17 protein-coding genes and 1 pseudogene are annotated in these 22803 nt (G+C 66.9%); 8 read left to right on the forward strand and 10 right to left on the reverse strand.

Translation table 11 applies throughout. The features are described 5' to 3' along the window. Positions 1-5: 5 nt before the first annotated feature. From O5K31_RS13160 to O5K31_RS13170, 3 genes and pseudogenes are all read right to left on the reverse strand, one after another. Positions 6-416, reverse strand: a complete 411-nt coding sequence (locus O5K31_RS13160; protein WP_269714059.1) for a GtrA family protein — start codon at positions 414-416, stop codon at positions 6-8. Next, complete coding sequence (locus O5K31_RS13165; protein WP_269714060.1) at positions 413-1147, reverse strand: class I SAM-dependent methyltransferase; 735 nt, start codon at positions 1145-1147, stop codon at positions 413-415. The genes O5K31_RS13160 and O5K31_RS13165 overlap by 4 nt, the downstream gene beginning before the upstream one ends. A 5-nt stretch (positions 1148-1152) precedes the next feature. Then, positions 1153-2115 (reverse strand): annotated as a pseudogene (locus O5K31_RS13170) (glycosyltransferase family 2 protein); the annotation flags it as partial. 143 nt (positions 2116-2258) lie between these two features. Between O5K31_RS13170 and O5K31_RS13175 the strand changes: the two are divergent. Continuing rightward, positions 2259-3674, forward strand: coding sequence for a S41 family peptidase (locus O5K31_RS13175; protein ID WP_269714061.1), 1416 nt, complete (start codon positions 2259-2261; stop codon positions 3672-3674). A gap of 109 nt (positions 3675-3783) precedes the next feature. Here the strand turns inward: O5K31_RS13175 and uvrC are convergent, their stop codons facing one another. Continuing rightward, a complete protein-coding gene (uvrC, locus tag O5K31_RS13180; protein ID WP_269717058.1) occupies positions 3784-5676 on the reverse strand; it encodes an excinuclease ABC subunit UvrC in 1893 nt (630 codons plus the stop codon). Positions 5677-5731: 55 nt separating this feature from the next. Between uvrC and O5K31_RS13185 the strand changes: the two genes are divergently transcribed. Beyond that, entirely contained in the window at positions 5732-6352 is a 621-nt protein-coding gene (locus O5K31_RS13185) for a TIGR02466 family protein (RefSeq protein WP_269714062.1), read from the forward strand. On the opposite strand, the gene O5K31_RS13190 is transcribed toward O5K31_RS13185, so the two are convergent. Beyond that, positions 6333-6941 (reverse strand): DUF998 domain-containing protein, encoded by a 609-nt coding sequence (locus O5K31_RS13190; RefSeq protein WP_269717059.1) that lies wholly within the window; start codon positions 6939-6941, stop codon positions 6333-6335. The two genes, O5K31_RS13185 and O5K31_RS13190, sit on opposite strands and share 20 nt — an antisense overlap. A 201-nt stretch (positions 6942-7142) precedes the next feature. Here O5K31_RS13190 and O5K31_RS13195 point away from each other — a divergent pair, with 201 nt between their 5' ends. Together O5K31_RS13195 and O5K31_RS13200 are read left to right on the forward strand one after the other, a co-directional pair. Further along, the gene (locus O5K31_RS13195; protein WP_269714063.1) at positions 7143-7367 is read left to right on the forward strand and encodes a flagellar basal body rod C-terminal domain-containing protein; all 225 of its coding nucleotides are present in this window, start codon (positions 7143-7145) and stop codon (positions 7365-7367) included. 162 nt (positions 7368-7529) lie between these two features. Beyond that, positions 7530-8165 (forward strand): DedA family protein, encoded by a 636-nt coding sequence (locus O5K31_RS13200; RefSeq protein WP_269714064.1) that lies wholly within the window; start codon positions 7530-7532, stop codon positions 8163-8165. 36 nt (positions 8166-8201) lie between these two features. Here the strand turns inward: O5K31_RS13200 and O5K31_RS13205 are convergent, their stop codons facing one another. Further along, entirely contained in the window at positions 8202-9902 is a 1701-nt protein-coding gene (locus O5K31_RS13205; protein ID WP_269714065.1) for a M20/M25/M40 family metallo-hydrolase, read from the reverse strand. Positions 9903-10037: 135 nt separating this feature from the next. Here O5K31_RS13205 and O5K31_RS13210 point away from each other — a divergent pair, with 135 nt between their 5' ends. After that, complete coding sequence (locus tag O5K31_RS13210; RefSeq protein ID WP_269714066.1) at positions 10038-11111, forward strand: mechanosensitive ion channel family protein; 1074 nt, start codon at positions 10038-10040, stop codon at positions 11109-11111. Here the strand turns inward: O5K31_RS13210 and O5K31_RS13215 are convergent. Together O5K31_RS13215 and ettA are read right to left on the reverse strand one after the other, a co-directional pair. Further along, positions 11108-13141: a hypothetical protein gene (locus tag O5K31_RS13215; protein WP_269714068.1), complete on the reverse strand. Its 2034-nt coding sequence runs from the start codon at positions 13139-13141 to the stop codon at positions 11108-11110. The genes O5K31_RS13210 and O5K31_RS13215 overlap by 4 nt on opposite strands. Positions 13142-13294: 153 nt before the next feature. Beyond that, positions 13295-14962 carry an energy-dependent translational throttle protein EttA gene (gene ettA, locus O5K31_RS13220; RefSeq protein WP_269714069.1) on the reverse strand — a complete coding sequence of 556 codons (1668 nt, stop codon included), beginning with the start codon at positions 14960-14962 and terminating at the stop codon, positions 13295-13297. Positions 14963-15185: 223 nt separating this feature from the next. Here ettA and O5K31_RS13225 point away from each other — a divergent pair, with 223 nt between their 5' ends. The 3 genes from O5K31_RS13225 to O5K31_RS13235 all read left to right on the forward strand — a co-directional run bounded on the left by O5K31_RS13225 (position 15186) and on the right by O5K31_RS13235 (position 18878). Then, a complete protein-coding gene (locus O5K31_RS13225; RefSeq protein ID WP_269714070.1) occupies positions 15186-17462 on the forward strand; it encodes a TonB-dependent receptor in 2277 nt (758 codons plus the stop codon). 64 nt (positions 17463-17526) lie between these two features. Next, the gene (locus O5K31_RS13230) at positions 17527-18630 is read left to right on the forward strand and encodes an alkaline phosphatase D family protein (protein ID WP_269714071.1); all 1104 of its coding nucleotides are present in this window, start codon (positions 17527-17529) and stop codon (positions 18628-18630) included. Positions 18631-18695: 65 nt separating this feature from the next. Then, on the forward strand, positions 18696-18878 hold the full coding sequence (locus tag O5K31_RS13235; protein ID WP_269714072.1) for a CsbD family protein: 183 nt from the start codon (positions 18696-18698) through the stop codon (positions 18876-18878). A 23-nt stretch (positions 18879-18901) separates the two neighbouring features. Here O5K31_RS13235 and O5K31_RS13240 read toward each other — a convergent pair whose 3' ends face one another. Next, positions 18902-20146, reverse strand: a complete 1245-nt coding sequence (locus O5K31_RS13240) for a dicarboxylate/amino acid:cation symporter (RefSeq protein WP_269714073.1) — start codon at positions 20144-20146, stop codon at positions 18902-18904. A gap of 107 nt (positions 20147-20253) precedes the next feature. Further along, entirely contained in the window at positions 20254-22785 is a 2532-nt protein-coding gene (locus O5K31_RS13245) for a glycoside hydrolase family 3 protein (RefSeq protein ID WP_269714074.1), read from the reverse strand. Positions 22786-22803: the final 18 nt, after the last annotated feature.

The raw sequence follows: 22803 nt of genomic DNA on the forward strand, positions 1-22803 counted from the left end.
CGGCCTTACGCCGCCACGCGGGCGGCCGGAAACACCCAGTAGCGGCTGAGCAGGAATAGAACGACGGTATAGACGCACATGCCTGAAAGCTGCGCCGCGATCTCCGCGAGGGGGCCGTCGGGCAGGATGGCGTGAGCCAGGAACAGCACGCCCTGGTTCAGGGCGAAGCTGAACAGCACCGAAGCCAGGTAGCGCGGCCCGGCCTCGCGGACCGAGCGCCCCTTGCCGAACACATAGCGGCGCTTGAGCACGAAGCTAACCATGACGCCCACGGCGTAGCCGCCCGCGTTGGCCAGGTACGGGTTCACGCCAAAGCCCTGCTCCAGGCCGATAATGATGCTGAAGCCGACGAGCGTATTGACCACCCCCACCAGCCCGTAGCGGAAGGCGTCGCGGACGAAGTTTCGCAAGCTCACGAGCGGGCGTCTTTGCGCGCCGCCACGACGATGGACATGCCGAACGGCAGAGCGCCGCCGGCCACGACAGGGGCCTCCAAGGCGAAGATCGACTGCAGGAGGCTGTTCAGGGCCTTGGGCGGCATGGCGTCGTCCGGACTGTCGTCGCGCCGCCAGCGCTTGATCTGACGCTGGGCGAGAGCGGCGGGGAAAAGAAGCGTGTTGAAATAGGTCGCCTTGCCTATCGTCAAGCCCGCGTCTTCGATCATCCCCCTGTACCGAGGCAAGGTGTAGCGCCGCTTGTGATGATGCAGCTCGTCGTGGCGGCTCCACAGCCACTGGTAGGCCGGCACGGTGGTCAGCAACAGGCCGCCCGGCTTGACCAGGGCCGCCAGCCCGCGGATCGCCCCGACGTCGTCGTCCACATGCTCCACCACGTCGAAGGCGCAGACCAGATCGAAGCTGTCAGGGGTGTAGGGCAGGCCGTCGGGCAGCAGGCCGAAGCTCACCGCCACGCCGGTGCGCTCGGCGGCGCAGGCGCGGCTTTCGTCGTCGGGCTCCACCGCCTCGACCTGGCCGTGCTGGAGCAGCATGGGAATATTTCCGCCCGCGCCGGCGCCCACTTCCAGGATGCGGGCATGCGGCGGCAGATCAAGGCTGTCGATCAGCCGGCTGAGGATGCGCCGCCGCGCGACGAACCACCAGTGCTCACCGTCGAGGTCTCGGAGATGGTCGTAGACGACTCTTTCCATGGGCCCTCGAAGCCATAGCGGCCCGCTATGATGTACAGCGGCCGCCCCTTCACCTCTTGGTATATCCGGGCCACGTACTCGCCCAAAGTACCAATCGCTAGCATCTGAACGCCGAAGCTGAGCAAAAGGATCACGACGATCGAGGGATAGCCAGGGACGTCGCGTCCGAAGAGCAAGGTCCGCACCACGATGATCGCCGCGAAGACGAAGGCCAGGACGGCGGCGCCGAAGCCGACATAGCTCCAGATGCGGATCGGGGCGCTGGAGAAGGACGTGATGCCGTCGAGGGCGAAGTTCCAAAGCTTCCAGTAACGCCAGGTGCTGGACCCAGCCGCCCGCTCGGGCCGCACATAGTCCACGCCGACCTGGTTGAAGCCGACCCAGGCGAACAGGCCCTTCATGAAGCGGTTGCGCTCGGGCAGTTGCTTCAGCACCTCCACCACCCGCCGGTCCAGCAGGCGGAAGTCGCCGGCGTTGTAGGGCAGCGGCACGTCCGAGACGCGGTTGAAGAAGCGGTAGAAACCTTGGGCGCTCAGGCGCTTGGCCGTGCTGTCGGCGCTGCGGTCGACACGGACGCCATAAGCGACGTCGGCGCCCTTCTCCCATTCGGCCAGGAAGTCGGCGATCAGTTCGGGCGGGTCTTGCAGATCCACGTCGATGGGCACGACCATGTCGCCGGTGGCGGCGTCCAGGCCGGCGGACAGGGCCGTCTCCTTGCCGAAGTTGCGCGACAGGTCGATCACCTTGATGCGGCTGTCGCGCTGCTGGGCGGCGATCAGAACGGCCAGGGTGGCGTCGCGGCTGCCGTCGTTGACGCAGATGATCTCGTAGTCGACGCCCAGCCCCTCCAGCACCGCTTGGATGCGGGCGAAAAACATTTCCAGCACCGCCTGCTCATTGAAGCAGGGCGCGACGATGGACAGGCGCTTGCCGGAGCGCGAACGGGTGACTGCGGGAACGGAGGTCATGACGGGTCCTGCGTAAAGGTCGGCGCGGCGTGTGGAAAGTCCGATCGTGCGCCGCAGGTCCAGGTTCAAGCTCAAGCTTACGGCGGTTTCACGTGACTGGCAGACCAGCGTTAGCTAGACGGGGCGGAAATCGGAGACTTCACATGCTAACTCTGTTCCGCACCGTCGCTTTCGGCGTCGCCATCTCCACCGCCGCGCCAGCCGTCGCCTACGACGCGGCGCCGTTGATCGAGGACCTGCGGCAGGTGAAGTCGATCCTAACCAGCAACCACTACGCCAATCTGGAGTGGCTGATCGGTGAGCGGGAGGCCGATCTCGACGCCGTGTTCCAGGTTGGCGAACAGAGGCTGGCCGCGGCGGCCAACGAGGCGGAGGCCAAGGCGCAGTTCGAACGCACCGTGGTGAACCTGGGCGACGGCCACCTGCGGGTGAAGTGGAGCGCCGACCGGACCGCGTTGCACGCCGGAGACTCCGGCCGGCCCTGCGGCGACATGGGAAAGGTCACTCCGATCCAGCCGATCGCCGCCCGGATTCCAGGCTGGCGGCCGGTGGACGGCGAAGCCGCCGCCGATTTTCCGGCGGGCGTCGTCGAATCGGGCGGCAGGAAGGTCGGGGTGCTGAAGATCACCCTGTTCATGGCCGATCCGGCGGTCTGCGAGGCCGCGGCGAAAAAGCTGAACCTCCCTCTGGACAAGCCCTGTGACGAGGCGTGTGGAAACGAGCTGGACCGCGAAACCTATCAGGTGCTGACGGACCGTCTGGCCAGCCGCCTGCGGGACCTGAAGGCTGCTGGCGCCGAAGTGCTGATGATCGACCTGGCCGGCAACGGCGGCGGCCGCGAATGGGCCGAGGTGGTGGCCCGCATGGTCACCGCCAAGCCTGTGAAGGGCGCTCGCGTCGATCTCGTCCGGACGGAAACGACCGCCAAGGTGCTGGAGCAACGCGCCGCGGACCTGGAAGGCTACGCCCGCAAGGCCAGGGGCGCCGACAGGGCCCTGTTGTCCAAGACGGCTTCCGACCTGCGGGCGACCGCAGCCGAGGCCCGCCGCGCCTGTGACGCGACCCCATTCCTGAAACGCGAAGCCTCGGGCTGCGCCTGGCTGGTGAAGGGCGGCTACTCCACCGGCCTGGTGGACACGCTGGACCCCGCCTTGGCGGATCGCCCCTGGGCGGCCGATCTCTACAGCCCGGCCAAGATCAAACATGAAGCGGGCCTGTGGTCGGGGCCGCTGATCGTCCTCGTGGACAACGGCTCCGCATCGGCGTCAGAAGAACTGACCGCCGAACTGCAGGACGCACGCGCGGCGGTGATCCTGGGTTCGCCTACTTTCGGCGCGGGTTGCGGCCACTCCACCCCGGCTAAGCCCATCGCGCTGAAGAACAGCGGCGGCTTCCTGTCCCTGCCCGATTGCGCCCGCCTGCGCGCCGACGGGTCCAACGAGATCATGGGCGTGGAGCCGGACATCCTGATCGGCCTCCGCAGGACCGACGGCGACGTCCGCAAGGCCAAGCGCCTGGAAGCTAAGCTGCCGGAGGCGGTGGCGGCGGCGATCCGCTAGGTCTTGCGTGCTTCGAGATGCGCTAGCGCGCTCCTCAGCATGACGAGTTTGTTGCTACTGAATTTGTCATCCTGAGGAGCCGGCCCAGCCGGCGTCTCGAAGGACGCGCTCACCCCTTTCGGAAGAAGGCGTGGATGCGTTCGGCCAGGGGGACGCTCACGCCGTCGACCTTGATCAGGTCCTCGACGCTGGCGCGGGAGACGCCGCGGGCGGAGCCGAAGGCGTGCAGCAGGGCCTTCTTGCGGCCGGGACCGACGCCCTCGATCTCGTCGAGGGGATTCTTCTTGATGTCCATGGCCCGTCGCGTGCGGTGGGTGCCGATGGCGAAGCGGTGGGCCTCGTCGCGCAGGCGCTGCAGGTAATAGAGGATGGGCGACTTGGGTTCGAGCATGAACGGGTCCCGGCCGGGGATGAAGAACCGCTCCAGCCCCGCGTCACGATCCGGCCCCTTGGCCACGCCCACCACCGGGATATCGTCGACGCCGAGGTCCGCCATGACCTCCAGCACCGCATCCAGTTGGCCCTTGCCGCCGTCGATGAGGACCAGGTCGGGACGGACGGTTTCGGCGCCCTCCTCCTCTTCCTTGACCAGGCGCGAGAAGCGGCGACGCAGCACCTCCTTCATCATGCCATAGTCGTCGCCGGGGGTGAGTTCGGTCCCCTTGATGTTGAACTTGCGGTACTGGCTCTTCTGGAAGCCTTCCGGCCCCGCCACGATCATGCCGCCGACGGCGTTCGTGCCCTGGATGTGGCTGTTGTCGTAAACCTCGATCCGCTCGGGCTGACCGTCCAGGCCGAAGGCCTCGCACACGCCGGCTAGCAGTTTCGACTGGGCCGAGCTTTCCTCCATCTTGCGGCCCAGGGCCTCGCGGGCGTTGGTCAGGGCGTGATTGACCAAGTCGCGCTTTTCGCCGCGCTTAGGGGTGCTGATCTCGACCTTGCGGCCGCTCTTGATGCCAAACGCCTCGGCCAGCAGGGCGCATTCGTGCGGATCGACGTTGGTCAGCATCAGGCGCGGGATCGGCTGGTTCTCGTAGAACTGGCCCATGAAGGCGCCGAGGATCAGCGCCTCCTCCGAGACCCCCTCCTCCTCTGCCGCCGTCGAGACGCGGGGGAAGTAGGCCTTGTTGCCCCAGTTCTGGCCAGCGCGGAAGAAGAACACCTGCACGCAGGCCTGGCCGCCCTCTACGTGCAGAGCGAAGACGTCGGCCTCGTCCACGGTCTCGGGATTGATCTGGCTTTCCTGGGCGACGCTGGCCAGGGCGCGGATGCGGTCGCGCAGGCGGGCGGCGCGCTCAAACTCCAGGTCGTCCGAGGCGGCCTGCATCTCGGCCGACATGCGGCTCATCACCGCCCGGCTCTTGCCGCGCAGGAAGGCCTCGGCCTCGTCGACCAGCAGCTGGTAGTCGGCCTTGGAGATCAGGTCGGTGCAGGGCGCCGAGCAGCGGCGGATCTGGTGCAGCATGCAGGGGCGCGTGCGGCTGTCATAGACGCTGTCCGAGCATGACCGCAGCAGGAACGCCTTCTGCAGGGTGTTGAGCGTTCGGTTCACCGCCCAGGCGCTGGCGAACGGCCCGAAATAGTCGCCCTTGATGGTGTGCGCGCCCCGATGCTTGCGCAGTTGCGGCGCGTCGTGGTCGCGGCGGATGACGATCTCGGGGAAGCTCTTGTCGTCGCGCAGCAGGACGTTGAAGCGCGGCTTCAGCTGCTTGATCAGGTTGATCTCGAGCAGCAAGGCGTCGGCCTCAGTCCGCGTGGTGACGAACTCCATCGACCGCGTGGCGTCGACCATGTGGGCGATGCGGTTGGTGTGGAAGCGGCCTTGGGCGTACTGCACCACGCGCTTCTTCAGGCTCTTGGCCTTGCCGACATAGAGGACCTCATCGTCCTCGCCGATCATGCGATAGACGCCCGGCCCGTCGGGCAGGCGCTTCACCTCGTCCTTGATCAGGGCGGCGCCGGTCAGTCGTGTGGCTGTGGTGTCGGTCACGGGGGCAGATATAGGGCGGTTCGGGGCGTTTTGTATTCACCTCGCGCGGTCTGAGTTAGAAGGCCGCATGACCCTGCGCCCGCTCTTCGTCACGCACCTCTACGAGGCCACCCTGGCCGGCGACAAAGGCTTCGACGCCTTCAACGCCGAGCTGGAGGACGCCTGCCGCATGATCGCCGACGAGGACCGGGCCGGCCGCGCCTGGGCCAAGCAGCACGGCTATGCGGGTTACACCTCCTACGCTTCGCTGGACGACCTGCCGATGCGGGCCACGGTGTTCGAGGACCTCAAGAAGAAGCTCGACAAGCACGCCGCCGCCTTCGCCCGCGACCTGATGCTGGACCTGGACGGCAAGAAGCTGCGGCTGGACAGCCTGTGGATCAACATCCTCAAGCCCGGCGGCGCCCACAGCGGCCACATCCATCCGCATAGCGTGCTGTCGGGGACGATCTATATCTCCACCCCGCCTGGAGCCTCGGCCCTGAAGCTGGAGGACCCGCGCCTGGCGATGATGATGGCCGCCCCCCTGCGCGAGGCCGACGCCCCGCAGGACCGCCAGCCCTTCGTCTATATCGCGCCGCGGGCGGGCACGGTGCTGATGTGGGAAAGCTGGCTGCGCCACGAGGTGCCCGCCAACGCCGCCAAGGCCGAGCGCATCAGCGTCAGCTTCAACTACGGCTGGCGATAGGCTCGGCGGCGAAGTCCGGCGTCGGGTCCGCCGCCTGGCGATGCAGGGCCCAGGCGGCGACGCCCAGCCACAGGATGCCAAGGAAGGCATGAGCCCTCTGCCACAGGCCCACGTCCGAGCCGGTCCGCACGTTCCAGACCCCGATCAGCAGAGCCAGAACCAGCAGCAGGGCGAAGAACCAGACGATCGACAGGGCGGTCAGCAGGCCATAGCCCGGCCGCCGCCACAGGGCCCAGGCAGCGAACAGCGGCGCGAACTGGATCGCCAGTCCCACGCCACAGGCCCGGTGCAGCGGGTCTGGCCAATGGAACAGGCCGCCGAAGACCGCACCCAGGCCCGTGAGCGCCACCCACAGCCCCGCAAAGGCGGACACCACGCGTCGGCCGCTCGCCGCCTCCAGCGCATGGGCGAATCCGCCGCCAGCGAACATGCCCGCCATGCCGCCGATCAGCATGCCGATGTTGAAGACCAGGGGGTATGGCGCCTTGGGGCCGCCGAGTTCGCTGATGAACTGGGAGCCGGCGTCGAAGCCCGGAAACAGCGCCTGGGCGACCAGGACATCGCCGACCAGCACGCCGGGCGCGAACATCCCAATCTTCAGGAGCTGGTTGGTGGTGAGCACGCGCACGGTCCTCTGAACTGACCGCACAGTCCCGAAAGCCCGGCCGCCGGTCAATGGGGCGAGACGTCGCCGACAAATCGTCCACAGGCCGATCGGCGCACGTTAACCGGACTTTTACGCGATGCCTTAACCGCGATGTGCGATTCGGTTGGCGAGGAGCCGAAGACCATGGACGTCTATACCGTCGCCGCCACCGGCATGCAGAACGCTTTCAAGCGCCTCGATTCGAGCGCTCAGCGCGTCGTGCGCTGGGGCACGCCCGAAGGCGAGGACGTGGATCTGGCCGAAGAAGTCGTCGAGCTGAAGAAGGCCGAGACCGAACTGGCGGCCAATGCGGCGGTGGTGAAGACCGCCGACAAGATGATGGGCTCCCTGCTGGACATCAAAATCTAGGGTTCCCCGGCGCGGCAGAGGCTGGGGTGTGGCTTTTGTCGCACAGGTACAAGCCGCGCGCGAAGTGTACATCAAACGCATATTGCATTTTTACTGTACAGCCATATACCTCCGATACAGAGCGCTCCATGACGGAGGCCGCCGATCGGAAAGCCAAGACCCATGGACGCCTTCACCCACGCCGCTTCGGGCTTCATCGCCCAGCACAGCGCTTGGGCGGGGCTTGCGCTGGGGCTGCTGACCTTCGGCGAATCCATGCTGCTGATCGGCGCCTTCCTGCCGGCCACGGTCCTGCTGTTCGTGGCGGGCGGACTGATCGCCGGCGGCGTGCTCGATCCTGTTCCGGTGATCGCCTTTACGGTGGCCGGCGCGATCATCGGCGACGCCGTTTCCTACAGCCTTGGCCGCGCGCTGGGCGAGCCAGCCCTGAACCACCCGTGGCTAGCCCGCCACAAGACTGTTGTTGAGCAGGCACGCCGCGCAACCGTGCGCCACGGCGTGATCACCCTCTTTGCCGGGCGCTTCGCCGGTCCGTTGCGCGCCTTCGTGCCCGTGCTGACCGGGGTGGCGGGCATGCCGCCTGTGCGCTTTCATTTGGCCAATGCGGCCTCGGCCGTGGTCTGGGTCGCGGCCTTCCTGGCGCCGGGTTATCTGGCCGGACGCGGGATCAGCCTGAGCGGCATGACCGGGACGAGCGCGCTCCTGGCCCTGGGCGCCCTCGTCGCGGCCGCCCTCGTCACCATCGCCTTCATCGCGCGGCCGCAAGCGGCTGACCGCGCGGCTCAGCCCTGCGGCTAAGGCTGCGCCCTCCCCCGAAGGGGAGGGCTTGGCCGCCTATTTGCGTCCGAACAGATTCCCGAAGAAGTCCCCCGCGTTCCAGGCCGGACGTTCGTCCATATTGGCCAGCTCGCGGGCGATTTCGTAGTTCAGCTTGGCGAACTTGGCGCCGGCCGCATAGTCGATGCCCTGGTCCAGGTCGTCGGACGGCTTGTGGTAGCGCTCGGCCAGGAACTTGGTGAAGGCCTCGCGGCCCGGTCCCTCGAAGCCGGTCATCAGGAACACCGACGGCACCCCCTGCTCGACGAAACGATAGTGGTCCGAGCGGGTGAACAGTCCCTCTTCCGGCAGCGGGTCGGCCGACAGCTTCACACCCATACCCTCGGCGGCGCGTCGGACGGCCGGGCCGAGGTTGGAGCGCTCGGCGCCGAAAGCGATCACGTCCTGGAAAGGATAGGTCAGGATCGGCATGTCGAGATTGACGTTGGCCGCCACCGAGCCCTTGGGCACGGTCGGGTTGTTGGCGAAGTAGTCGGCGCCGACCAGCCCCTTCTCCTCGGCGGTGACCGCCAGGAACATCACCGAACGACGCGGCGCCTCCGGGCTTTCCACGAAGCCGCGGGCGACTTCCAGCATGGTGGCGATGCCAGAGGCGTTATCCATGGCGCCGTTGTTGATCTTGTCGCCGTTCTTGTCGGCCTTTTCCGAAATCCCCTCGTGGTCGAGGTGGGCGGACAGGACGATCACCTGATCGCGCAGGGTGGGATCGGAGCCCTGAATCACCCCGGCGACATTGGCGCTCTGGACGTTCTGGATCTTGGAATCGACGGCGGCCTGAACGCGCAGCGGCAGGGCGAAGGTGGGCATGCGGCCATCCGGATCGGCGGCCATGCGCATGATCTCTTCGTAGCCATAAGGCGCGCCGAGCATCAGCTTCCTGGCGCCCGCCAGGCTGAGCGTGGCGATCGGCGGCGCCGAGGCGCCGGGGAACGACACCGCGCCCGACGTTTCGCGCCAGCTCATGGAGCTGCCCTGCCAGGTGGCCACGCCGCGAGCGAAGGGACGGACCTTCTCGCGCATGGGTGTGTAGAGCGTGATCAGGCCGACGGCGCCGCGCTTGGCCGCCTCGACCCGCTTGGTCTTAGCCCCGGCATAGTGGGCGCGTTCCTCGGTCTGGAAGGCGCTGGGCGCACCGGTCAGGACGACGACGACCTTCCCCTTCACGTCGATACCGGCGTAGTCGTCACGACCGCGTTCCGGCGCGACGATGCCATAGCCGACGAAGACCATCGGGGCGTTCACCGCGACCTTTGCGGACACTGGCTGGGCGCCGGGCAGATAGTCCTCGCCGAACACCAGGGGCTTTGGCTTGGTTCTGGTCTTGGCGCCGGTCTGCAGGACGATGCGCCCCTTGGTCGCCGAAGCATAGGACACCAGCGGCGTCTTCTGCAGATAGGAGGCGTAGTCGCCGGCTGGCTTCAGGCCCAGTTCCTCGAACCGGCTGGCGACATAGGCGGCGGCCATGTCGTAGCCGCGCGTGCCGGCTTCGCGTCCTTCCATCATGTCGCTGGCCAGGAAGGTCATGTGAGCCTTCACCGCTTGGGCGGAAGGCTCGAACACCGGCGGCGGCGGCGGAGCGAGCGGCGGAAGCGGGTCGGAGGGGGGCGGCGGAGCCGGCGCGGTCGTGATCGAAACGCAGGCTGACAGAACAAGCGCGCTGCCGCACAGGGCGACGGCCTTCAGGAATTTAAGCGCCACGCGGCGACTCCCCCAAGGATATGAAAACGCCGGCACTAGGCCTGCGTCGTCATTGATCCGTCAAGCGTGGGCTCCGTACGCGCGCTCAGGCGTTAGGCTTGGACACCCCTTATCAGCCATCAACGGAGGTGCTCCATGACGGAGCTCGTCGCCGCGATCACGCGTCTGTTTGCCTGGACGCCGGCCTGGGCCATGAGTCTGGCCATTCTGGGACTGTCGGCCGTGGCCGCCATGATCGCTCATGCGGTGGCCGTGGCGGTCGTCGCCCGGCTCGTCCGCCGACGGGACGAATTCTGGCGTTCGCTCGTCAGCCGCATCGCCAAGCCGAGCCGGCTAGCCTTCCTCATCGCCTTTCTCGCCATGGGGGCCGCCTTCGCGCCGCTCAGTCCGGGGCAGGCGGGGCTGCTGCGCCACAGCCTGCTGATCGCCTTCATCGCCTTTGTCGGCTGGTCGGCCCTGACCGCTCTCGACACGGGGGCCAAGCTCTACTCCCGCAAATTCAGCATCGACGAGACAGACAATCTCATCGCCCGAAAGCACCTGACCCAGGTCCGCATTCTGCAGCGCGCCGCCGAGACCTTGATCGTCCTGCTGACGGCGGCCCTGGCCCTCATGACCATCCAAGGCGTGCGCCAGTGGGGCGTCAGCTTGCTGGCGGCCGGCGGCGCCGCCGGCATCATCGTCGGCCTCGCGCTACAGCCGCTGCTGACCAACCTGATCGCCGGCATCCAGATCGCCATCACCCAGCCGATCCGCATCGACGACGCGGTGATCGTCGAGGGCGAGTGGGGACGCGTCGAGGAGATCAACGCCACCTATGTGGTCGTGAAGATCTGGGACTGGCGCCGCATGGTCCTGCCGCTCAGCTATTTCATCCAGAACCCGTTCCAGAACTGGACGCGGGAGAACGCCAGCCTGATCGGCACGGCCATGCTGTACGTCGACTACGCCGCTCCGGTCGCCGCCATGCGCGCCAAGCTGGAGGAGATCGCCAGAGCTTCGGCGCTATGGGACGGCCAGGTCATCAACCTCGCCGTCACCGATCTGAAGGAGCGGGTCATGGAGGTCCGGTGCCTGATCAGCGCGCCCGACGCCGGCAAGGCCTTCGATCTTCGCTGTGAGGTGCGGGAGAAGATGACCGCCTTCCTTCAGGCCGAGCATCCCGACGCCCTGCCCCGCACGCGCCTGGACATGCCCGCGGCGGCCTAGCCGCCGTAGACGAAGTCCGGTCGCCAGTAGCCCTGCAGAGCGCTGAGCAGGTCGACCGAATAGGGCGCGCCGCCGTCGGCCAGGTCGGTGAGCCAGGCGGCGTTCGCCCGGGCCATGGAGCCGAGGTCGGCCTTGACCGCCTCGGCTAGCAGCCAGCCGACCATGGCCGCCTTGGTCCCGATGCCTTCCTTGCCGTCGCCGCCATAGGAGGCGAAGTAATCGACCCGGTCGTCGACCAGCAGATGGAGCTTCTCGTCCGTCGGCGCGGCGCCGAAGATGGTGCGGTAGGCCTCGCGCGTGGCGTCGAACAGGCTGAGCGCGCCATAGCTCGTGGCGAAGGCGGCCTTGCCCTCCCCGTCCCGGCCCAGGTTCACGGCGAAGTTGATGTAGCGGTTCTCCAGGCTGAAGTTCTGGAAATAGGCGCTGTTGAGGTTGTTGGGATTAGGCCCCTCGGCGCCGGCCAGATAGTCCAGCCCGTCGGAGGCGGGAACGCGGCCGGTGAAGAACTGATAGCTCATGGTCGCCACCGAGGTTGTCCCGTCGGCCTGGGCCACGATCTGGGCGATGGCCGCGTCGGTGGACAGGCCGCCTTCGACCTTGGCCGCCATGTCGCGCGCGAAGCCGGCCGCCGCGTCGGTCCAGTAGAAGGACCGCAGCACATTGCCCATGGCCTGATGCACGGCGTTGGTCAGGCCCACATCGATCACCACCGTGCGGTCGGCGAACTGCAGCTTCTCGACGCTGATCAGGAAGTCCTCGCCCTCCGACGCCTTGATGTCGCGCACGGTCCAGCCGATGTCGGTGAGCTTCAGGGCGTAGTTCTTGGACGTGCCGGCATATTTGGCGACATCCACGCCCGCGCCGCCAGCCAGGGTGTCATTGCCGCCCCCGCCGATCAGTATGTCATCGCCCGCGCCGCCGTTCAGGCTGTTGACGCCGGCCGAGCCCGTCAGCTCGTCGGCGAAGTCAGAACCGACGACGTTCTCGATGTTCTTGATGGTGTCGCTGCCCTCGCCCGTCGGCTGCGCGCCGGTCTTCGTCAGGTCGACCTTCACGCCGACGGTCGCCCGAGAGAAATCGATATAATCGACGCCGTCGCCGCCATCGAGGGTGTCATTGCCCAGCCCGCCGCTGAGGAAATCAGACCCCGCGCCGCCCTCGATCTTGTTGGCCTGGGCGTCGCCGACGATGCTGTCGTTCCCCGAGCCGCCGATCACGTTCTCCACCCCGATCAGGGTGATGGTCGAACCGCCGACCTCCTGGGCCGCCGTTCCGCCCATGATCAGCTGGACGCGGGTGGTGAAGGCCGCGAAGGAGATGGTGTCGATCCCGTCGCCGCCTTCGTAGCGGTCCGAGCCCGCCGAGACGATGAAGGTGTCGTCGCCCGCGCCGCCGAACAGGGTGTCGTTGCCGGCCCCGCCGTCCAGGGTGTCCTTGCCCGCGTCGCCGTTCAGGACATCGCCGCCGTCACCGCCGTTGAGGATGTCGTCGCCAGCCTCGCCGTAGAGGATGTCGTTGCCGTCCCCGCCGTTGAGCGTGTCGTTTCCGTCGCCGCCATAGAGGGTGTCATTACCCTCGTCGCCGAATAGCAGGTCATTGCCAGCCCGGCCGTTCAGCTCGTCGTCGCCCTTGTCGCCATGCAGGCTGTTGACCTTGGAGTCGCCCTGCAGGATGTCGCCGAAGATCGAGCCGACCAGGCCCTCGATCCCGACCAGGGTGTCGTTCCCCTGACGGGTGTTCTGGGCGGTGAGGATGGCGAGATCAACGGTGACGGCGACAGTCGCCGAATAGAAGACCGCCAGGTCGTCGCCCACTCCCCCATCCAGCGTGTCGTCGCCCGCGCCGCCGTCGAGCTGGTCATTGCCCCCGACGCCCTTGAGGATGTCATTGCCGCCCAGGCCCTGGATCAGTTCGGCGTCAGCGACGCCGGTCAGGGTGTCGGCGGAGGCCGTCCCGGTAATGGTGATGGCCGGCGCGCTGACCGCCGCCGCGGCTCCAAACACCAGAACCGCCAGATTTTCGTCGTCCACCACGCACCCTCACATCGCCGCCGCGCGGAGCAGATCATGGTGAACAAGGGTTAACGCCGGCCTAGCCCCCGAAGATGAAGTCGGGGAGCGCGGCCGAACAAAAAAGGCGGCGGTGATGATCACCGCCGCCTTTCTGCATAAGGGATCGCGCGCTTAGCGGGCGAACTTCTGGAACTTGATCCGCTTGGGGATCAGGCTGTCGGCGCCCAGGCGGCGCTTCTTGTCTTCCTCGTACATTTCGAAGTTGCCTTCGAACCATTCCACGTGGCTGTCGCCCTCGAAGGCGAGGATGTGGGTGGCCAGGCGGTCCAGGAACCAGCGATCGTGGCTGATGACCACGGCGCAGCCGGCGAACTCTTCGAGCGCCTCTTCCAGGGCCTGAAGGGTTTCGATGTCCAGGTCGTTGGTCGGCTCATCGAGCAGGATCAGGTTGCCGCCGGTGGCCAGGGTCTTGGCCAGGTGGACGCGGTTGCGCTCACCGCCCGACAGCAGGCCGACCTTCTTCTGCTGGTCCGCGCCCTTGAAGTTGAAGCTGCCGACATAGGCGCGGGAGTTAATCTCGCGCTTGCCGACCACCATGATGTCGGTGCCGCCGGACACTTCTTCCCAGATGGTCTTGTTGGGATCGAGGGCGTCGCGCGACTGATCGACATAGGACAGCTTGACGGTCTCGCCGACCTTGACCGTGCCCTTGTCGGGCTGCTCGCGGCCGGTGATCAGCTTGAACAGGGTCGACTTGCCGGCGCCGTTGGGGCCGATGACGCCGACGATGCCGTTGGGCGGCAGCTTGAAGGTCAGGTCCTTGAACAGGACCTTGTCGCCGTATTCCTTTTCGAGGCCGGAGACTTCCAGCACCACATTGCCCAGGCGCGGGCCAGGCGGGATCTGGATGTGGGCCTGGGTCTGGGCGGCGCGGGCGTTCTCCTGCGCGGCGACCATTTCCTCGTACGACGCCAGACGGGCCTTGGACTTGGACTGGCGCGCCTTGGGCGAGGAGCGGACCCATTCCAGTTCGCGGGTGAGCGCGCGCTGGCGGGCGTCCGATTCCGACTGCTCCTGGACGACGCGCTTGGTCTTCTGTTCCAGCCAGCCCGAATAGTTGCCCTCGTAGGGCACGCCCTTGCCGCGATCGAGTTCCAGGGTCCACTTGGTGACCTGATCCAGGAAGTAGCGATCGTGGGTCACGAGGATGACGCAGCCCGGGAATTCCTCCAGGTGGTGCTGCAGCCAGGCCACGGACTCGGCGTCCAGGTGGTTGGTCGGTTCGTCGAGCAGCAGCATGTCCGGCTTGGACAGCAGCAGGCGGGCGAGCGCGATACGGCGCTTTTCACCGCCCGACAGGCTTTCGATATTGGCGTCGTTGGGCGGGCAGCGCAGGGCGTCGATGGCCATTTCGATCTTGGAATCGATGTCCCACAGATCCTTGGCGTCGATGATCTCCTGGAGCTTGGTCATCTCCTCCATCAGCTCGTCGGTGTATTCTTCACCCAGCTGGACGGCGAGCGCGTTGTAGCGATCGAAGACGTGCTTGTCCTCGCAGTCGGCGATGACATTGCCCCAGACGTCCTTGGTCGGATCGAGCACCGGCTCCTGGGGCAGGTAGCCGCGCTTGATGCCGTCAGCGGCCTTGGCCTCGCCCGAGAATTCCTTGTCCAGGCCGGCCATGACCTTCAGCAGGGTGGACTTACCCGAGCCGTTGACGCCGACCACGCCGATCTTGGCGTCGGAGTAGAACGACAGCCAGATGTTCTCGAACACCTTCTTGCCGCCGGGGTAGGCCTTGGTCAGGCCCTGCATCTGGAAAATGTACTGCTGGGCCATGGGGGCGCCGTCGCTCGCTTCTTCTGATTTTCGGAGTTGCGCTCAGATAGCGGTGCGGAGCCGCAAGCGCAACGTATGCGGCGCTTTGGACACAGTTATGAACCGTCGTTCGTCCATGACCTTTGGGTCGTAAAAGCGTGGCCGTAACGTCATAGACCACTGCTAGCTCACGCACCCGATAGGCGGCGCGCCTCCCTGCGCCGTCCTGCAAGTCGGGGATTCCATGAAAAACCATCTGATCGCCAGCGCCGCCGTCGGCGCCCTGCTCAGCTTCACCGCCGCCAGCGCCTTCGCCGCCGAGGCCGCGGACGCCGCGGCAGAGATCGAAGAAGTCGTCATCCTGGGCCAGGGCCAGTCGCGCCAGGTCCAGACCGTCAAGGCCGAGGAGCTGGCGCTGGAAGCCGCCGGCACCAGCCCGCTCAAGGCGCTCGAGAAGCTGCCAGGGGTCAACGTTCAGTCGGCCGACGCCTTCGGCGCCTATGAGTGGTCGACGGGCATCTCGATCCGCGGCTTCAACCAGGGCCAGCTGGGCTTCACCCTGGACGGTGTGCCGCTGGGCGACATGAGCTATGGCAACCACAACGGCCTGCACATCAGCCGCGCCATCACCAACGAGAACGTCGGCCGCGTGGACCTGTCGCAGGGCGCCGGTTCGCTGGCCACGGCCTCGACCTCGAACCTGGGCGGCACGCTGCAGTTCTTCTCGCGCGATCCGTCGGAGACGTTCGGCGGCATGGCCAGCCTGACGGGCGGTTCGGAGAACATGCACCGCGCCTTCCTGCGTCTGGAAAGCGGCGCCATCGCGCCTCTGGGCGGCCTGCGCGCCTACGCCTCCATCGTCGATCAGAAGACCGACAAGTGGAAAGGCGGCTCCGAGCAGAAGCAGCGTCAGTACGACGTCAAGGCCGTGCTGCCGATCGGTGAAGGCAAGCTGAGCGCCTTCTACAACCACTCGGAGCGCCGCGAGCAGGACTACCAGGACATGTCGTTCGAGATGATCAATCGTCTCGGCCGCGACTGGGACAACACCGTGCCCAACTGGGGTCTCGCGATCGCCGCGGCGGCCGCCTACAACACCGGCCGCCCCCTGCCCGCCCCGTTCGCCACGGTGGACGACGCCTACTACGCCGGCGCCGGCATCCGTGACGACAGCCTCTACGGCGCCAGCCTGGACATGCCGGTGGGCGAGAACCTGGACATCCACGTCCAGGGCTATGGCCACACCAACGAGGGCCAGGGCCTGTGGTACACGCCGTATCTGGTGTCGCCGGGCTTCGGCACGCCGGGCTCAAACGCCGCCCCGCTGTCGATCCGCACCACCGAGTATGACATCGACCGCAAGGGCTTCATCGGCGGCCTGACCTATCGCATCGCCGGCCATGAGATCAGCGGCGGCCTGTGGCTGGAGAAGAACGACTTCAACCAGGCTCGCCGGTTCTACGCCGAGACCCTGTCGGCCCCGTCGCGCGACGCCCTGGACTTCCAGTCCAACCCCTTCGCCACCCAGTGGCAGTACAAGTTCGAAACCACCACCACCCAGGCCTACATCCAGGACGTCTGGACGGTCACCGACGCACTGAAGGTCAACTTCGGCTTCAAGTCGGTGAAGGTGGAGAACGAGGTCGCCACCATCGTCGGCTCGCCGCTGGCCGGGACCATCGAGTCCAAGGACAACTTCCTGCCGCAGGTGGGCGCGGTCTACAAGTTCACCCCCGACCTGGAAGTGTTCGGCGGCTACACCGAGAACATGGCCGCCTTCGTTTCGGCCGCGACCTCGGGCCCGTTCGGTTCGCAGAACCAGGCGGCCGTGAACTACATCGCCGACAACCTGGACCCCGAAACCTCCAAGACCTTCGAAGGCGGCCTGCGCTATCGCAACAGCCGCTTCCAAGGCGTGATCGCGGCCTACAAGGTGGACTTCAACGACCGTCTGGTCAGCGCCCAGACCGCCTCGCCGATCCTCGGCCTGCCGGCGGTGCTGTCGAACGTGGGTTCGGTGGAGACCAAGGGCATCGAAGTGGCGGGCGAGTTCCGCATCACCGACGACTGGTCGCTGTACGGCGCCTACAGCCTGAACAGCTCCAAGTACCAGGACAACGTCATCAACGCGAACGGCTCGGTCGCCTCGGCGACCAAGGGCAAGACCGTGGTCAACACGCCGGAAAACAGCGTGAAGGCCGAGCTGTCCTATGACAATGGCGGCCTCTACGCCAAGCTGTCGGGCGTCTATACGGACGAGCGCTACTACACCTACGAGAACGTCGGCGGGAAGGTCGATGGCGCGCTCGTGGCCGATCTGGTGATGGGCTACCGCTTCTCGGGCGGCCCGCTGCTGGAAGGCCTGGAAGTGCAGGCCAACGTCACCAACCTGTTCGACAAGGACTACATCTCCACGGTCGGCTCGGGCGGTTACACCAACCGCGACCTGGCGGGCACGACCATGACCCTGCTGCCGGCGCCGCCGCGCCAGGTGTTCTTCACCATCAAGAAGAGCTTCTGATCCAGGCGATCACAGCGAAGGCCGGGGAGTTCGCTCCCCGGCCTTTTCTATTGGAGTCACGCACATGTCCGATCTGAACCGCCGCTCCGCCCTGGGCCTTGGCGTCGCCGCCGCGGCCGTCGTCAGCGCACCGACCCGCGCCGCCGACCGCACCGATGACCGGCCGCTGACCCGCATCGCCTTCGGCTCCTGCGCCAACCAGGACAAGGACCAGCCGATCTGGGACGCGGTGCTGGCGGCCAGGCCGGACCTCTTCATCTTCCTGGGCGACAACATCTATGCCGACACCCGCGACCCGGCGGTGATGGCGGCCAAGTACGCCAAGCTGGCTGCCAAGCCGGGCTTTCAGAGGCTGAAGGCCTCCGTCCCGCTGATGGCGATCTGGGACGACCACGACTACGGCGAGAACGACGCCGGCGGCGAATATCCGATGAAGGAAGAGTCGCGTCGCCAGTTCTGCGACTTCTGGGGCGAGGCGGCGACATCGCCCCGCCGCACGCGCGAGGGCGTTCATACGGCCGCCATCTTCGGTCCCGCCGGACGGCGCGTGCAGATCATCCTGCCGGACCTGCGCTGGAACCGCACTCCGCTAGAGAAGATCGATCTGGCCGGCGCCGACTACAAGGCCTGGGCGACGGCGAAGGCCGATAAGGGCGCCCCGGTCCCCGGCCCCTACGCCCGCAATCCGGACCAGGCGGCGACCATGATCGGCGAGGCGCAATGGCGCTGGCTGGAAGAAGAGCTGGCGCGGCCGGTCGACCTGCGCATCCTCGGCTCCAGCCTGCAGGTGCTGGCCGATTTCGCGGGGTGGGAGAGCTGGGTGAACTACGCCCGCGACCATCAGCGGCTGTTCGAGACGATCCGCCGGACACGCGCCGAGGGGCTGTTCTGCATCAGCGGCGACACCCACTATGGCGAGATTTCACGGCTGGACGTGAACACCCCCTACCCCCTCTGGGACATCACCTCCTCAGGGCTGACGGAGGTTTGGCCGGTCACGCCGCCCAACGCCCTTCGCCAGGGTCAGGTGCTTCGCGAGCAGAACTTCGGGCTGATCGAAATCGACTGGCGGCCCGCCCGGCCGACAGCGCGGATCGAGGTGCGCGATGTGACCGGCGCGCCCCGGCTTTCGACCGTCATCGACACCGCCGCCTTGCGCATCCGCTAGGGTTTTTGGGAACGAGGCCGGACCGAAGCCGTTGAATCTCCGAGTTTTAACAAGGAGATGCCGTCATGCATAAGGACGAAATCAAGGGTTCGGCCACCGACGTCAAGGGTAAGGTGAAGGAAGCCGCCGGCAAGGTGACCGGCAACGAACGCCTCGAAGCCGAAGGCCTCGCCGATCAGGCCAAGGGCAACGTCCAGAAGGGCGTCGGCTCGATCAAGGAAGGCGTCAGAGACGTCCTCAAGAAGTAGAGTTTAGGGCCCCTTTCGGGGCCCTATTCATGTGGCGCCTTGCGGTAGGCCTCCACGTCGATCTCGTTCTCGAAACGGGCGACGGTGGTGGCCACCGCCAGGTTGCACGTGGCGTTCGGCACGGTGCGGATCATGTCCAGCAGTCGGTCGAACGGCAGGATGAAGCCGACGATCAACGCGGTTCGCTCATCAGGAATACCCAAGGTCGACAGCACCGCCGCCAGCATGAACAGCGACGCGCTCGGCACCGGCGCGGTGCCCAGAGCAACCAGCGTCGCCGTGATCAGGATCATCACATACTGCACCGGCCCAAGCTCGACCCCGAGCACCTGGGCCGAGAACATGGCCAGCAGCCCGACATAAAGCGCGGTGCCGTCGCGCCCGATGCTGGCGCCCAGCGGCAGGACCGTCGAGATGATCGGCTTGCCGAGCTTCAGATTGCGCTCGGCCACCGTCATGGCCACGGGCAGGGTCGCCGAACTCGACGCCGTGGAGAACGCCACCACGATGGCGTCCAGGATGCTCAGATAGAACGGCGTCACCGGCAGACGCGCCACCAGCCGCAGTAGCAGGCCGTGGACGATCAGGCTCTGCACCGCCGAGGCGATCACCACGCATAGGGCCAACAGGCCGATATTGATGAACACCGCCGGGCCGTTGGCGCCGATGGCCGTGGCCACTAGGCCGAAGACGCCGAAGGGCGCGACCTCCATCACGAACTTGACGATGTGCAGCATCACCGCCGACGTGGCGTCCAGCACCGCCGCCAGGGGCGCGGCGCGCGGGCCGGCGACCAGGATTCCCGATCCCACGAAGATGGCGAAGACGATGATCGCCAGCATGTCGCCGTCGGCCATGGCCTTGACCGGGTTGAGCGGGATCAGGCCCAGAAGCTGGTCGCCTATGGTGCGGCCAGGATCGATCAGCTGCGGCGCGGCCTTGGAGATATTGGCGCCGAAGCCCGGCTCGAAGATCGTGCCGACCCCCATGCCCACCGCCACCGCGACGGCCGCCGTGCAGACAAACAGGGTGAGGGTTTTGGCGCCCAGGGAGCCCAGCCGCCGCGAGTCCGCCAGGGAGGCGACGCCAGCGGCGATCATGGTGAAGACCAGGGGCGCGACCACCATGCGGATCAAGCGCACGAATATGTCGCCCAGGACCTTCACGTGGACGGCCTGCTCGCGGAACACGAGACCGACCGCCACCCCAAGCACCAGGGCCACAAGAATGCGCTTCCACAGGGGAACCGCGAACCACCACTTCAGCATCGGTCTAAGCCCCCGACCGTGTGCATAACACTGGTCACAGTAGCGGTTGGTTTCCTGACCGACGCAAGCGGCAAGCTAGGTTAATCCCCAGCTTGCCGCGCGTGAGTTCAGCGCGCCGGGCAGGCGGCGCCGCCGGGGCTGGGGACCAGCTCCACCTTCGAGAACGAGAAGGCGAACCGGCCCTCGGCGTTCACAAACAGCGGCGCGGAGACCTTGGACACGTCCAGGCCGATATCGCGGAAGCAGGACAGCTTGATCCTGGTGGTGGTCCACTGCCCGACCGGAGCCGCCTTGGCCGCCGCGGTGAAGTCGAAGGCCGCGCCGCAGCTGTCGCCGCAACCGACGCCGACGCTCACCTTGCCCTGGGGCTTTTCGTCCTGGCGCCAGGTGATGGCCAGGGCCAGGTCGCCGTTGGTCTGGCGGGTCAGGTCAATGGGCGGACCGGCGAAAACCAGGCGGCCTTCGCCTGGGCCGCTGAAGGTCACGCCGCGCGCCGATTCCTGGGCCTCGCCGTCCACCGGCTTGATCTCGGACAGGCCGCCGGGGCTCTTGGTGGCGCCAACGGCATTGGCTGTGGCCAGGCCCGACGGATCGCCGATCTGCACGATCCAGGGGGTCAGGACACGGCCCGCGCCGAAGAAGGCGTCGGTATTGATCTTCACGTCCGGGACGCCCGACACTTCCGACAGCTTGGCCACATTGGTCTTGGACGCGTAGGTCAGGCCGTAGCCATAGGCGAACTGCGGGTCGTAGCCCGGCTCACCGACGTTCGGGATCTGGGCCGCGGTCTTGGGCCAGGAGAAGGACAGCTTGCCCTTGAAGTCGTGGTTCACCGAACCATCGGCCTTGCGCAGCAGGACGTCGGCCACGCCGCCGCCTTCCGTGCCCGGCAGCCAGGCGGCGACGAAGGCGTCGGAGGCGTTGATCTCGGGGTTGGTCCACATCGGGCGGCCCGACAGGAACACCGACACCACCGGAATGCCTTGGGCCTTCAGCTTCTTGAGCAGGGCCAGGTCGCGGGCGTCGCCCGGCTGGTAGTCCAGGGTCGGGATGTCGCCCTGGAACTCGGCATAGGGATTCTCGCCGAACACCACCACCGCCACATCGGGCTTGGTCTTGAACGAGCCGTCGGCGCTCAGCTCGGCCGAGCCGCCGGCGGCCTTGGCCGCTTCGGCGATGCCGCCATAGATCGACTGGCCTTGCGGGAAGTCGGCGTTGGTGTTGGCCGCGCCCTGCCAGTCGATGGTCCAGCCGCCCGACTGCTTGCCGATGTTGTCGGCGCCGTCGCCCGCCACCAGGATCTTGGCGTTGGCCTTCAGCGGCAGCACGCCGCCGTTGTTCTTCAGCAGGACCAGCGACTTGCGCACCGCCTCGCGGGCGATGGCGCGATGCTCCGGCGCGGCCAGGCGCTCGAACTTGCCCTCGACGCCTTCGTAGTGGCCGGCGTCGAACAGGCCTGACTTGACCTTCACGCGCAGGATGCGGCGCACGGCGTCGTCGATGCGCGCCATACCGATCTCGCCCGACTTCGCCTGGGCCAGGGTGTTGTCGTAGAGCTCCTTCCAGCTGTCGGGGGCCATGAACATATCGAGGCCGGCGTTGATCGCCTGCGGGCAGCTGGTGGTGGTGCAGCCGGCCACCTGGCCGTGGGCGTTCCAGTCGCCGACGGTGAAGCCTTCGAAGCCCATCTGCTTTTGCAGCACGTCGGTCAGCAGCGACTTGTTGCCCGTGTGCTTGACGCCGTTCCACGACGAGAACGAGACCATGACGGTCAGGACGCCCTCGTTGATCGCCGGGATATAGCCCTGGACGTGATCGCGGATCAGCTCGGCTTCGGTCCCGACGAAGTCGCCCTGGTCCTTGCCGTCCTTGGTGCCGCCATCGGCCAGGAAGTGCTTGGCCGAGCCGGGGATATGGCCCTTGGCCAGCGACTGGCCTGCGACCAGCTTGCCCTGCAGGCCCAGCGTCATAGGACCTGCGTAGGACAGGACGATCTCGGGGTTCTCGCCATAACCCTCATAGGCGCGGCCCCAGCGGTCGTCGCGGGGCACGGCCAGGGTCGGGCCAAAGGTCCAGTCGGCGCCGGTGACGGCGACTTCGTCCGCGGTCGCCTTGCCGATGCGGCCGATCAGCTCCGGATCACGGGCGGCGCCCAGGCCGATATTGTGCGGGAAGACGGTGGCCCCGACGACGTTGTTGTGGCCGTGAACGGCGTCGATGCCGAACATGATCGGGATCGGAACGTGGCCGTCGCGCTTTTCCAGGGCCACGGCCCGGAACTCGCGCAGGAACTCCATCCAGCGCTGCGGCGTCGCGCGCTCGTTGGCGTCCGGGGCCGAATTGCCGCCGGCCAGGATCGAACCCAGCGGGTACTTGCGAAGGTCTTCCGGCTTGATCCAGCCGATGTCGGCCTGGACCAGTTGGCCGACCTTTTCCTCGACGCTCATCTTGGCCATCAGGTCGGTGATGAACGCCTCGGTCTTGGCGTCCGTGATCGAAGCCGGGCTCTTGGCCTTGGGCCACAGGGCCGGATTGGCCGTGGCCGGACCCGAGGGGGTCAGCTTCTCGGCGGCGACAGCGGCGGTGGAGCCGGCGGCCAGCACGAGGGCGAGCGCAGTGAGGCTGGGGGCGAGCTTCATGGACGTATTCTCCCGGGA

This window comes from Caulobacter sp. NIBR2454, from assembly GCF_027474405.1.
Taxonomy (GTDB): domain Bacteria; phylum Pseudomonadota; class Alphaproteobacteria; order Caulobacterales; family Caulobacteraceae; genus Caulobacter.

Coding starts and splice junctions, on each gene's coding strand:
- O5K31_RS13165 (WP_269714060.1), bottom strand. CDS start 1,147: ATGGAAAGAGTCGTCTACGACCATCTCCGAGACCTCGACGGTGAGCAC.
- O5K31_RS13210 (WP_269714066.1), top strand. CDS start 10,038: ATGACGGAGCTCGTCGCCGCGATCACGCGTCTGTTTGCCTGGACGCCG.
- O5K31_RS13200 (WP_269714064.1), top strand. CDS start 7,530: ATGGACGCCTTCACCCACGCCGCTTCGGGCTTCATCGCCCAGCACAGC.
- ettA (WP_269714069.1), bottom strand. CDS start 14,962: ATGGCCCAGCAGTACATTTTCCAGATGCAGGGCCTGACCAAGGCCTAC.
- O5K31_RS13175 (WP_269714061.1), top strand. CDS start 2,259: ATGCTAACTCTGTTCCGCACCGTCGCTTTCGGCGTCGCCATCTCCACC.
- O5K31_RS13245 (WP_269714074.1), bottom strand. CDS start 22,785: ATGAAGCTCGCCCCCAGCCTCACTGCGCTCGCCCTCGTGCTGGCCGCC.
- O5K31_RS13235 (WP_269714072.1), top strand. CDS start 18,696: ATGCATAAGGACGAAATCAAGGGTTCGGCCACCGACGTCAAGGGTAAG.
- O5K31_RS13185 (WP_269714062.1), top strand. CDS start 5,732: ATGACCCTGCGCCCGCTCTTCGTCACGCACCTCTACGAGGCCACCCTG.
- O5K31_RS13230 (WP_269714071.1), top strand. CDS start 17,527: ATGTCCGATCTGAACCGCCGCTCCGCCCTGGGCCTTGGCGTCGCCGCC.
- O5K31_RS13240 (WP_269714073.1), bottom strand. CDS start 20,146: ATGCTGAAGTGGTGGTTCGCGGTTCCCCTGTGGAAGCGCATTCTTGTG.
- O5K31_RS13225 (WP_269714070.1), top strand. CDS start 15,186: ATGAAAAACCATCTGATCGCCAGCGCCGCCGTCGGCGCCCTGCTCAGC.
- O5K31_RS13195 (WP_269714063.1), top strand. CDS start 7,143: ATGGACGTCTATACCGTCGCCGCCACCGGCATGCAGAACGCTTTCAAG.
- O5K31_RS13190 (WP_269717059.1), bottom strand. CDS start 6,941: ATGTTCGCGCCCGGCGTGCTGGTCGGCGATGTCCTGGTCGCCCAGGCG.